Genomic DNA, 11,704 nt, shown 5'->3' with positions numbered 1-11,704 from the left:
CGCAGATCAACGCACCTCTGCCGACAGGCGTCGCATCGATAATCCACAGGAGACAGTGATGAAGACAAGTTCGGCTTCCGCCGTTCGGCTTGCGATGCTGGCAGCAGGCGTCGTGACAGCCATCAGCATGACGACACGGCCGGTTGCAGCCGCAGCCGACTATCCCGCGGTGACATACGAACGGCTCACGTCGGCGCAAAGCGATCCGGGCTGGCTGACGTACTATCGCACGTACAACGGCCAGGCGCATTCGCCGCTCAAGCAGATTGATGCGTCCAATGTGAAAAACCTGAAGCAGACCTGGGCCTACAGGTTTCCCGTCGATCTTCAGCAAGGCTTCGAGGCAACGCCGATCATCAACGGCCGCTTCCTGTTCGTGACGACGCCCAAGGACAACGTCTACGCGTTCGATGCTGTCACGGGCAAACAGCTATGGAAGTACGAACCGAAACTCGGTGCGGAGTCGTTCAAGACAGCCTGTTGCGATGTCATCAATCGGGGCGTCGCGCTGTACGGAAAGAACGTTTATGTCGCGATGCTGAGCGGCGAAGTGGCAGCACTCGATGCGCAAACTGGCGCGGTCGTCTGGAAGAAATCGATGTTCGAGCCGGGCCTTGGCTACGCGTTCTCGCTTGCGCCGCTCGCGCTGGATGGTGCGATCGTGGTTGGCAGTTCGGGTGGCGAATACGGCGCGCGCGGTTTCATCGCAGCACTCGATCCCGAGAACGGCAATGTGTTGTGGAAGCGCTATACGGTGCCCGGTGCGAAAGAGGCGGGTGGCGACACGTGGCCCGACGGCATGCAGGAACACGGCGGCGCACCGGCGTGGCTGACGGGCACTTACGATCCCGATAGCAAGACGTTGTACTGGGGCGTCGGCAATCCGGGACCGTGGCTCGCGGACCTTCGGCCTGGCGACAATCTCTACTCCGATTCATTGCTCGCACTCGATCCGAAAACGGGTAACCTCAAATGGCACTACCAGTACACGCGTCACGACACGTGGGACTATGACGGCGTCAATACTCCCGTTCTCGCGAACATCAAGTACGAAGGCAAGGACTATGACGCCATCATTCATGCAGACCGCAACGGCTATTTCCACGCAATCGATCGCAGCAACGGCAAGCTGATCTATGCACGGCCCTTCGTCAAGGCGACGTCGGTCACCGGCTACACGGCCGATGGTGTGCCCGTGCAGGACGCGGCGAAGTATCCGAAAGCCGGAACGACGATCGAGACATGTCCGAGTTTCCTCGGTGGCAAGAACTGGTGGTCGGTTTCGTACGATGCGGACAAGCACATCGCCATCGTGCCCGCCTTGCATGCGTGCATGTCGCTGTCCGGCAAATCGGTGAATTACATGGAAGGTCTGCCGTATCTCGGCGAGGGCTTCGAGATCAAGCCTGAACCAGGCAGCAAGGGCTATGGCGAACTTCAGGCCATCGACGTGAACACCGGCAAGAAGATCTGGAGCCACTGGAGCAAGCTGCCGTGGAACGGCGGCGTCGCGACGACGGCGGGTGGTCTCGCGTTCAGCGGCTCGCTCGATGGCCATCTCTATGCGTTCGACGTCACGAACGGCAAGGTGCTGTGGCAAAGCCCGAAACTCGCGAGCGGCATTATCGCGCAGCCTTCGGTGTTCGAGATCGAGGGCAAGGAGTATGTCGCCGTGCTCGCAGGCTATGGCGGCGCCAATCCGATCTGGGGCGGCCCGATGGCCAAGGCGGCGGACAAGGTGCCGCGCGGCGGCACGCTGTACGTGTTTGCGCTCAACCACTCGTGATCTTTCTGTATGGGACGGGCAATGCATCGTCAGTTCGCGCTGCGTCCGCCCGCCCCGATCTTTCCGGACGTACCGACATGAACCACTCTCTCAATCGTATTCCGGCGATGCGTCTCGTCGCCGCGTGTCTCGCGCTCGCATCCGTGCACGCGATGGCGGGGACACGGGATAGCGTCATCGCACGCGATGGTTTCGCGCAAGCGGGCATCAACCCGATATCCGCGACGCGAGACCTCACCGACGATGCCACCCGCTACCGCGACGGCCCATCCGCTTCTCGCACGACTGCGCGACACGCGGTTCTCTCCGCTACCCAGGGCAGCAGCAAGGGCGGCTTCGTCAAGATTGCAGCCGACGCGGGCAGTGACGCACCATCGTTCGATCAGGCGCAAGCCGCGCACGGCAAGGCTCTGTATTCGGCTGCTTGTGCGAAATGCCATGGCGCGCAGTTGCAGGGGATGGCGGGACCCGCGCTGCAAGGCCCCGCCTTTGCGCCTGCGTCCAATGCTCACCTGACGATCGGCGCCGTGTACACCTACATGGCCACCAACATGCCCGCCGACAAGCCCGGCAAGATGAAGGATCAGGATTACGCCGACATCATGGCGTTCCTCCTTTCTTCGAATGGTTATCGGGCTGGCGGCGCGAAGATGACGGCCGACACGGTGCGCGCGTCGACGACGAAGCTCAACGCAGGACCATCGCATTAAGCAACTGTGAGGCACGCCTCTTTCCGGTTTGACGAAGGAGGCGCTTAGGGTCCCAGCGCTGCCCGGGACGCGCTCGCTTGAGTCGTCGGTCGATGGGGTTGCTTTCTGGCATACGGGCAAGAACGGCGACTGCTTCAATGCTCGGTGACAGGATGGTTGCGCGCGGCTAACGGGAGCCGCCGTCATGATCCGGGGACTCACGCCCGACGACCTGAAGCGGGACGCAGAAACCCACACGGAGGACGGTGCCGTAGAAGCTGCACGTTTTCTTACGCTGGTGATCGGAGCCGGCGAAAGAAGCCTTCGCACGCGAGGATTCCGGTAGATCGAATCTGCGCGTTTTCCAGCCTAGAATGAATGTACGCAAGCGCCGCCACCTGCGACGCTTCAAGTGAACGGCGCGGAGGGGCCATGTTTCGCACAAGCTTCATTGGCCGGCCAATCGCTGTGGCGGGCGCGTTCACGCTGTGCGGGTGTGTCTACTATGGGCCATACAGCTACTACCCCGGCGCCGGTGGCTACTACGCCTGCACGAGTGGCGACGCAGCGTCTACAGCGAGTCAGCAATCGACTTTAGCGGGCAGCCATGTCGGCGCCTTGACGCCGAATGCTCTGCCGGCATCCGGCCAGAACTGCACGTTCGTGTCGGTACCGCCGCCTGCGTACTATCCAGTCCCCGTTTATTACGGCCGCCCCGTGTACTACTACGGCTATCCGTAGTGCGCAACGCTGTCGAGCGCTCCGTCCCCCTCCTCGCCAGGACCGCGCCGAACCGGGGTTCTTTGCCGCGATAACCGGAGGCGAGCGCCGTTCGCGCGCGAAGATCAGGATCCGCATATGCGCCGCACGCACTTGCAGGACACCTGTGTTCAATGATCGAACCAGCGATATTGAAGCGCAAACGTGATGGACTTGTAGTCGCCGCCAGCGCGCGTGACAAACCCGCTGGAAAGCGCCAGCTTCGCGGACCAACCGCGTGCGAAGGGTGCGGAGAATGTCAGGCCGTAACGCATGTTGGCCTGCCTGTCTTCATTGGGCACCCCGTTCGTGCTTGAGCGGCCGCCCGCGGCGTAGCCGATGTCGGCCGCGATCCATAACCCCGGACGGAAGCTATACCCAGCGTGCAGTTGGAGTAGCATCAAAGGGTCCTGGCCGCGCGTGTTGCCGTTAAAGAAATCATTGTTGCGTGTGAAAAACCACGCACCAGCCGACGCGTCGAAGAACCAGTTGCCATAGGGCTGCGAGAAACCGATCTCGGGTCTGAATCCCCAGCGGTTGGTGCCTATGTTGACCAACCGTGAAGGGAGATACTGACCGGTCGGAGCCGATACCGTGAGGCTGATGCCGGCCGAGCTCATTTGCTCGCGCCGGGCGAATTCCTCGGGCGTGAGCGCCGGACTGCCGATGAAGTTCCACGCAAAGCGCAGCTTCAGATCGCCAATGCCGGCGCGATGCACTTCGGCAGGCGCGCCAATGACGACGCCGCTGAGATTGCCGCTGCTGAAGGGCATCGCGAATGCGAGCGATGCCGTGTGGCCAGCCAGCGCGAACGTGCGCGAGTAAGCGAGCGACACAGTGCTGATCTTTGCCCGCACGCCGGTAATGGGCAGGGACGGGTCCGTCAGCACGTCGCCATACAGATACGCATAGCTGGCGACGAGAAAGTTCGTGCCGATCGGCGACGGCGAATAGCTACGCGGCTCCAGCTCCTGCGCTTGCGCGCCCATCGCCAGAAGCAGAAGCGCGACGGCGCTGGCGTGCCGAAGCTTCCAGTGGGTGAACAGACCCCTCATGCTCACCGCTACCTGGCAGGCCGCCAGCAGCGACGATGCACGGCGCAATCGGAGTGGGAACCACACCACGAGCATGATTAACCCAGCGCATCAGTGAGCTCAATCACGAGGTACAGGACATAGGCCCCATTGTTTGCGCACACGCCATGTCCGATAAAGACTACTGCGAGTCCACGCGGTGCGGCTTGCCGCCGTCCGGCAGGATCAGGCGCGTCGTGTTCCCGGAGCGGCGTCATGGTCAATGCCGCCCTACACAGCCAGACTATATGATCACTGGAAACACAGCTATTGGACCTTGGTCGCATGTCGCCGCAATAGCGCACCCTTTTCGGAGATCTGTCTCAATCCGCCGCGGGCGGCTCCTGCATACGTGCTGGCGCTCCAACTCCGGAAAAACCCCCTAGGCGAACTGATATAGCTTGACCGGATTGTCGACGAATATCCGTTGCTGCCAGTCCGCACGCCCAATCCAACTCGCGATCATGTCCAACAGGTTCGCATCGTCCGGCTTGTGCGTCTTCTGCGTCGGATGGGGCCAGTCGGTACCCCATAGCATCCGCTCCGGCGCCATTTCGATCAGCGTTTTCGCGACGGGCGCAACGTCTTCGTACGCAGGCGCGCCCGTCTTGCTATCGACATACGGCCCCGACAACGTGATCCACGTATTGCCCTTTTCAACCAGGCGTTGCGCGGCACGCAATGCATCCGACGACAGCCCGCCCGGTTGCGGAACGTGCGCGATATGGTCGATGACAAGCGGGCAAGGCAGCGCCGCCAGATGGCGTTCCAGCTCCGGCAGCCGCGCGCCCTGCACGACCAGCTCGATATGCCAGCCGAGATTGGCGATACGTGCTGCAAGCGGCTCAAGCATGTCCAGCGTCGTGGCGCCCGGATAACTCAGGTTGAAGCGAATCGCGCGGATGCCGCCCCGATGCAATGTCTGCAGTTCGGCATCGCTTACTGAACTATCGACGACGGCGACGCCCCGCGCCTGATCGCCGAATTGACTGAGCGCTTCGAGCGTGCAGCGGTTATCCGTTCCGTACGTCGACGGCGTGACGACCACATTCCGCTTCACACCAAGGCGCGCCTGCAGCAGCCGATACTGGGCGACCGTCGCATTCGGCGGACGAAGCGTCGTGCCCGGCGCAACCGGGAACCGGTCGTCGTAGATATGCATGTGACAGTCGATGGCGCCTTCCGGCAACCTGAACGATGGCCGCTCCGTGCCGCTCGACCATGTTTCTTGCGCACCGGCAAGCTTCGGCAGCGCTGCCGACATCAGCGCCGCGCCACCGGCCTGGAGAAATTCACGCCTTGTTCTGGTCCTCATGCTCAGATGGCACCCGTCTTCCCGGCAAGACGGCTTGCCGGACCGTTGCGCGTCAGGAGCAACAGCGTCGCGACGCTCACCAGTGTGAGAATGGCGAGCGGCATCAATGCCAGCGCGTAGCTACCCGTCGCATCCTTCACCCATCCGTAGACGTTCACCATCAGCCCGCCGCCGAGCAGATTCGCGATCGCGTTGACGGTCGCAAGACCCGCCGCCACGGCGCTGTTCGACAGCATGTCGGTAGCCAGCGCCCAGAACGGGCCCTTGAAGGAATACGCTCCGACCAGCACCGCGCACAGCATGCAGATCGTCGGCAACAGTGAGCCGCTCAGCGACGTCGCGAACAGGCCCACGCCGATCAGCAGCATCGGCACGACGGTGTGCCAACGGCGCTCGTCCAACCGGTCCGAGCGGCGCCCCCAGTAGACCATCAGAACGGATGCCACCGCGTACGGAACCGAGTTCAGCAAGCCCGTCTGCATGACGGAAAGACCAAACGACTTGAGCAGTTGCGGCTGCCATACCGACAGCGTGCTGCCCGCCGCCGACGCACACGTATCGACGAGCGCGAGACACAACACATAGCGATTGCGGAACAGTTGCGCGAGCGGCAGCGACGGCACCTTCTTCGGCGCCTTGTGCTCGCTGACAAGCGCGTTGACGAGCCACGTGCGCTCGTCGTCGTCGAGCCATTTCGCGTTCTCAGGCTTGTTGGTCAGCATGAACAGACAGGCAATGCCGAGCAGCACGGTCGGAATGCCTTCGAGAATGAACAGCCAATGCCACCCGCGCAGCCCCCCGAATCCGTCCATCTGCAGGAGCAGCGCCGAAATCGGCGAGCCGATGAAGCTCGCGGCGGGAATCGCGACCATGAAGGTCGCCACGATTCGCGCGCGGTACGACGCCGGAATCCAGTACGACAGATACAACAGCACGCCGGGGAAGAAGCCCGCTTCGGCCGCGCCAAGCAGAAAGCGCAGCACGTAGAACGTCGTCGCGTTGTGTACGAGCGCGGTCGCCGCCGACACGATGCCCCACGTGATCATGATGCGCGCGATCCAGATGCGCGCACCGTACTTTTGCAGCGCGAGATTGCTCGGCACTTCGCAAAAGAAGTACGAAATGAAGAACAGACTGCTGCCGAACCCGAAGACCTTCGCCGACATGCCAAGGTCATGATTCATCTGCAAAGACGCCATGCCTACGTTGCCCCGGTCGATAAAGGCAAGCAGGTAGCACACCATCAGGAAGGGAATGAGTCGCCAGACGACCTTTCGTATCGTCCGGCGCTCGATCGCGGACTTTTCCATGACACCAGTTTGCATTGTCGTCTCCCTTTATTGTGCGCCTGTGCGCTGATTCGTGAATCGTTGCCACGCAATGACGGCGATGACGCCGCTGGCAAGCACCGCCGCCATTGCTGCAAAGGTATGTCGTACACCAAGTGCTTCGGATGCGGTCCCGACGAGCAGATAGCCGAACGGCATCGTACCGTTGTAGGCCATCCCATACATGCCGACGAGCCCGCCGCGCACGTGCTCGGGACACTGCCGCTGGATGGTCGCGTTCGTCGACGTGGCCGCAAAAGTGAGGCTGAAGCCGAGCATGTAAAACGCCGGCACCGTGACCGCCGCCTCCGACGTCGCGGCGAGCGCTGCCAGCGCACCGACGGCCGTCCACGGCGCCCACGCGATGAATCTCCGTGAAGCCATCGGACCGATCGCCGAAGAAAGCAGGATCGCCGCGCTCAATGAACCCGCTCCGGCGCACGCGAAGAACACGCCCGTAAAGCGCGCCGCGTCGTGGAACCCCTGATCCGCGAGCAGCGGCACGAGCGTTTGATAGCTGCCGGCGAACAAACCGATGCACGCGAGAATCGGCAGATAGCGCGCGGAGAACACATCGGACATCACATAGCCCACCGCGTCGCGCAGGCTGCTGTCCGCCCGCGCAGGCCGTGCCGCGGAGGCCGTTCTGATCGAACGCACGCAGGTCGCCATGAAGCAGAGCGCCAGCGCGTAAATCACAAACGATGTTCGGGGTCCGAGCGTCGGGTAGACGAAGCCCGCAATCGTCGGGCCCACCATGCGGCCGACGTTGTAGACCATCGTGTTCATCGCGACGGCATTCGACGTATGCGCCGGATCTTCCAGGCTCGTGAGCAGCAGAACCTGGCGCGCGGGTGTTTCGATCGCACTCGACACGCCGATGGCGAGCGCATGCGCAAGGATCAGTTTCACACCGAGCACGCCGAGCAACGACAACGTGAAGAGACTGGCTGTGAGTATCAGCGAGGTCGTGAGCACGCACAGCGTCGCGCGCTTCGCATTGGCCGAACTGATCCGCGAGCCTGCAACCGGTGCGACGATCAGCTGCGGTCCGTACAGCAGGAAGTTGAGCAGCGCGAGAATCGCCGCCGAACCCGACAGGTGATACACGAGCAGGTTTAGCGTGACGTTCTGCGTCCAGCTTCCGAGCACGGACGCGACCTGTCCGCTCAGATACCGACGCAGCGACGCCTCCGCCAGCGCCGGAAACAGCCTGCTGACGAAGCCGGTTTGTGCGGTCATCGTCACGACAGCGCCTTGCCGCGCGTTTCCGGCGCGAAAAACACGACTACGGCGGCGGCGATGAATGCGACGATCGTCGTCGCCAGTCCCATCACGAAACCGCCCGACGTCGACGCGAGTGCGCCGATGATCAACGGCGCAATGAAGCCGCCAAGACGGCCACCGTTGTACGCGAGGCCCATCAGAAATCCGCGCGATGCCGTATCCCCGATGATCTCCGCGAGGAACGGTCCTGCGCCGGCGAAAATGCCGTTCACGCTAAAGCCAGTCAGGAAAATCGCAATCATCAGCAGCAGCGCATCCGATGACGTGATGTACACACCGACGGCGGCCGCCCCGACGAGCAGATAGGCAAGGAACATCGGCCGCCGGCCGAGCCGGTCGACGAACGCCGAGAACAGCAGAAATCCACTGATCGCACCGAACTGCAGCGCGAGCACAAACTTCAGGCTATGCACGAAGTCGAGATGCTTCACCGTGACGAGGAACGTTGGCGTCCACGTAAAGACGCCCCAGTACAGATACTGCAGAAAAAAGATGAACCCGAATGCCGTCACCAGTCCGCGCACATTGAGCTTGTCACGGCTAGCCGTGGCCACGCGTCGAACCGACGACTTCGCCTGCCTGCGCTCCAGCCAGATCGGCGATTCAGGCGTTTTTCTGGCGACCCAGAACAGAATGAAAAACGGCGACGCGCCGATCAGAAACAGCAGACGCCAGCTGTTTCCGCCGAGTCCATCGTTCACGCCGCTGACGATGCCCGAGATCGTGATGGCGAGAATCGCGCCGATGGGCAAACCCATCTGCATCAGTGCCCCGCCCTTGCCGCGCCGGCTTGCGTGCCATGTCTCGGCGATGAGGGCGGCACCCGCCGTCCACGTACCGCCCATGCCCAACGCGCCAAAAAAGCGCAACGTGGCGAACCAGTGTTCGTTCGGCGCGAACGCAATCAGGCCGGAGAACAGCGAATAAATGCCGACGCAGAGCAACGCGGTACGCACGCGCCCCAACCGGTCCGACACATAACCGAACAGAATGCCGCCGATGATCTGTCCGGCCGCCGTGATGCTCGTGAAAAGGCCGAGCTGTGCCTTGCTCAAGCCGAACTGAAGGGCCAATGTCGGCAGGAGAAGCGAAAGCAGGAACGAGTCATAGCTCTCGAACGTCCACCCGAGTCCCGCGAGCGAAAGCGACCGCCACTCGGTGCCCGTGATGTTCTTCAAACCCTTGGCTTGCGCGCCGTCCGTGAATTCAGTTGCAGCAACCGTTGCACTCGTTTTCATGTGTTGTCTCCTGCAATCGCGAGCCGGTAGGTCGTCGCCGCAGTCCGGCTGAAGAGCGCGGTCTTTTCATCGGCGGACATCGCGGACGCGAGTCGTTTGAAGGCGTTCCACAGGACGCCATAACTGAACATCCCTTTGTCGACGGGAAAATTGCTTTCGAACATGCAGCGATCCACACCGAACAGTTCGATGCAAACATCGAAATAGGGCCGCCACGCGACGGCCAGTTCCTCGGACGAAGGCGGCAGCGCGCGCGCGGCGAAGTCGAAGCCGAACACGTTCATGCCTGCACCGCCGAGCTTGATGCGCGTGTTGGGCAGGCTCGCAAGCCGCGCGAGTTTCTGCTTCCATTCGGCATGCACAGCCGCGCGTTGACCGGCATGCGGGCCCGCGCCCAGCGGACCGCCAAAATGGTCGATAACGACAGTCACGTCTTGTGCAGCACGTGCGAGTTCGTACAGATCGTCGAGTTGCGTGTGGTAGACCCACGCATCGAGCGACAAATCGAAGCGGCCGAGCGTCCTGACACCCTGCCGGAACGCCGGATTCGTCATCCGGTCGCACGGCGGCGTGACCGGGCTGGAACTCACCTCGGGACTCGCATGCCACGCGAGCGGATTGCGCATGCCTCGCAGACGTCCGCCGGATACCTGCAGCATCGCTTCGAGCACGCGTTCGAGTTCTGCGCCCAGCGTCAGGTCCGCGCCACCGACGATCGCCTCGCAGCAGCGCGCTTCGCCATACGCGCCGCTTGCGAACATCGCAGCGACGCCCGTGGCGAACTCGACTTCGCCGACCGGCTTCATCGCTTCCGGACCGTCCTGTCGCAACATCGAGCGGCATTGCACGTAGACCGTCGACACGACTCGATGCCCGCTCGCCACATCCCTGCCGAATTCATCCGCGAGATACCGACCTGTCTGGCGGTCCCACAGGTGATGATGCGCATCGACGATGGCAAGCGCCGGTTCGAGCACCGGCTCGTCGCGAAGCGCGAGCCACTCGGGTCGGACAGGCAAATGAGGCGCGTGGACGATCTGCATGACAGTCGCCCTTTAAAACTTCTGGCGCATGCCGATGACCACGCCCGTCTGGTTGTGGCCGGCCGCGACCGTTCCATAACCGTTGACGCCGAGCGCCGAGCCGTCCTTGTTGCGCGCAAAGCCCGCCGTCGCGTAGACATCGGTGCGCTTGGACAGCAGGTAATCGGCGCAAAGCACAGCGAGCCACGGATCGGCGCCGGTCGAATGGACGTCCTGGTAGTAGCCCGTTGCCGTCAGCAGGAAGGCTGGCGTGACGTAGTACTGCGCGCCCGCCCAGTAAAGATTTGCGGCACTCGCTTCCGAGCCGTTTGCAACGACGATCGGGTTCACCGGCAGGAACGCATTCGACGCACGCAGATAGCGGTAGCCCGCAAAGCCCTTCACGGGTCCAATCTGATAAGAAGCGGCTACCGTCGCGCGACGCTCGGTCCCCGTGTTGGTTGCCACCGTGTTGCTGTTGCGCTGCTCGTACGACACGCTCGCCGCCAACGGACCTTGCGCGAACGTCAGCGCGCCGCTGAAAAAGCGCCCGGTGATTTCGGCGCCCGGCACTTCGGCGCCGTAGCCTGTGTCGTAGCGCGTGCTGTACATCGCCTGTGCCGTCAACGGGCCGAATACGCCCGTGTATTTCGCGGAGTTGTCGATCCGCGCAGCCATCGCGTAGTCGAGCGACAGCACCGAGTAGCGCGACGATGCGCCCATCGGATCGAACGCCACCGCCTGTTCGTAGAGCAGCGCGTTCTGCCGGCCGAAGGTCAACTGCTGGCCTTTATATGAAAGGCCGACCCACGCCTGACGGCCGAACAGCCGGGAAGTCGTGGTCGCGTTCGCGCCGAGACCTTTGGTCGATTGCGCGGTCGTGCCGTCATTGATGTTGAAGCCGCTCTCCAACTGGAAGATTGCCTTCATGCCGCCGCCGAGGTCTTCGACGCCCTTCAGTCCCCAGCGCGAGCCGGACAGGTTGCCCGACACTTCGCGCGTCTGTGCGCCGCCAGCACTTGTATTGTTGATGTGCTCGATGCCAACGTCCGCGATGCCATACAGCGTGACGCTGCTTTGCGCATGCGCGGCGCTGCAGGTCAGGCTCACGCCTGCGGCTGCGACTGCGCCGAGCATCAGGCGGGTGTTCGTGTTGACGTTGTGGCTGGCTTTCTTGAACAGCATGGAGTCTCCAAAAAGTGTGTAT

The 11,704-nt window shown here is 62.6% G+C and carries 9 protein-coding genes and 1 pseudogene; 3 read left to right on the top strand and 7 right to left on the bottom strand.

What is annotated here, in order from left to right; genetic code table 11:
• Window positions 1-58 precede the first annotated feature (58 nt).
• The 3 genes and pseudogenes from H3V53_RS13795 (at window position 59) to H3V53_RS13785 (ending at window position 3,216) form a co-directional block, all read left to right on the top strand.
• Complete coding sequence (locus tag H3V53_RS13795) at window positions 59-1,786, top strand: methanol/ethanol family PQQ-dependent dehydrogenase (protein ID WP_336598386.1); 1,728 nt, start codon at window positions 59-61, stop codon at window positions 1,784-1,786.
• Between the two features lie 239 nt (window positions 1,787-2,025).
• A pseudogene (locus H3V53_RS13790) lies at window positions 2,026-2,496 on the top strand (c-type cytochrome); the annotation flags it as partial.
• Window positions 2,497-2,907: 411 nt separating this feature from the next.
• The gene (locus H3V53_RS13785; RefSeq protein ID WP_336598384.1) at window positions 2,908-3,216 is read left to right on the top strand and encodes a hypothetical protein; all 309 of its coding nucleotides are present in this window, start codon (window positions 2,908-2,910) and stop codon (window positions 3,214-3,216) included.
• A gap of 149 nt (window positions 3,217-3,365) precedes the next feature.
• Here H3V53_RS13785 and H3V53_RS13780 read toward each other — a convergent pair whose 3' ends face one another.
• The 7 genes from H3V53_RS13780 to H3V53_RS13750 all read right to left on the bottom strand — a co-directional run bounded on the left by H3V53_RS13780 (window position 3,366) and on the right by H3V53_RS13750 (window position 11,682).
• Entirely contained in the window at window positions 3,366-4,289 is a 924-nt protein-coding gene (locus H3V53_RS13780; RefSeq protein ID WP_336598383.1) for a transporter, read from the bottom strand.
• Window positions 4,290-4,689: 400 nt separating this feature from the next.
• Window positions 4,690-5,622 (bottom strand): amidohydrolase family protein, encoded by a 933-nt coding sequence (locus H3V53_RS13775; protein WP_336598382.1) that lies wholly within the window; start codon window positions 5,620-5,622, stop codon window positions 4,690-4,692.
• 2 nt (window positions 5,623-5,624) lie between these two features.
• Entirely contained in the window at window positions 5,625-6,947 is a 1,323-nt protein-coding gene (locus H3V53_RS13770) for an MFS transporter (RefSeq protein ID WP_336598381.1), read from the bottom strand.
• 12 nt (window positions 6,948-6,959) lie between these two features.
• Window positions 6,960-8,192: an MFS transporter gene (locus H3V53_RS13765; protein WP_336598380.1), complete on the bottom strand. Its 1,233-nt coding sequence runs from the start codon at window positions 8,190-8,192 to the stop codon at window positions 6,960-6,962.
• A gap of 2 nt (window positions 8,193-8,194) precedes the next feature.
• Window positions 8,195-9,475, bottom strand: coding sequence for an MFS transporter (locus H3V53_RS13760; protein ID WP_336598379.1), 1,281 nt, complete (start codon window positions 9,473-9,475; stop codon window positions 8,195-8,197).
• Window positions 9,472-10,518, bottom strand: coding sequence for an amidohydrolase family protein (locus H3V53_RS13755; RefSeq protein WP_336598378.1), 1,047 nt, complete (start codon window positions 10,516-10,518; stop codon window positions 9,472-9,474). Before H3V53_RS13755 ends, H3V53_RS13760 begins: the two co-directional genes overlap by 4 nt.
• A 12-nt stretch (window positions 10,519-10,530) precedes the next feature.
• Complete coding sequence (locus tag H3V53_RS13750; RefSeq protein WP_336598377.1) at window positions 10,531-11,682, bottom strand: porin; 1,152 nt, start codon at window positions 11,680-11,682, stop codon at window positions 10,531-10,533.
• Window positions 11,683-11,704 lie beyond the last annotated feature (22 nt).

The organism is Paraburkholderia bengalensis (assembly GCF_037126505.1).
Classification (GTDB): Bacteria; Pseudomonadota; Gammaproteobacteria; order Burkholderiales; family Burkholderiaceae; genus Paraburkholderia; species Paraburkholderia bengalensis.
Note: the sequence above shows the minus strand (reverse complement) of the source record. Positions and strands in the feature narration are given on the sequence as shown.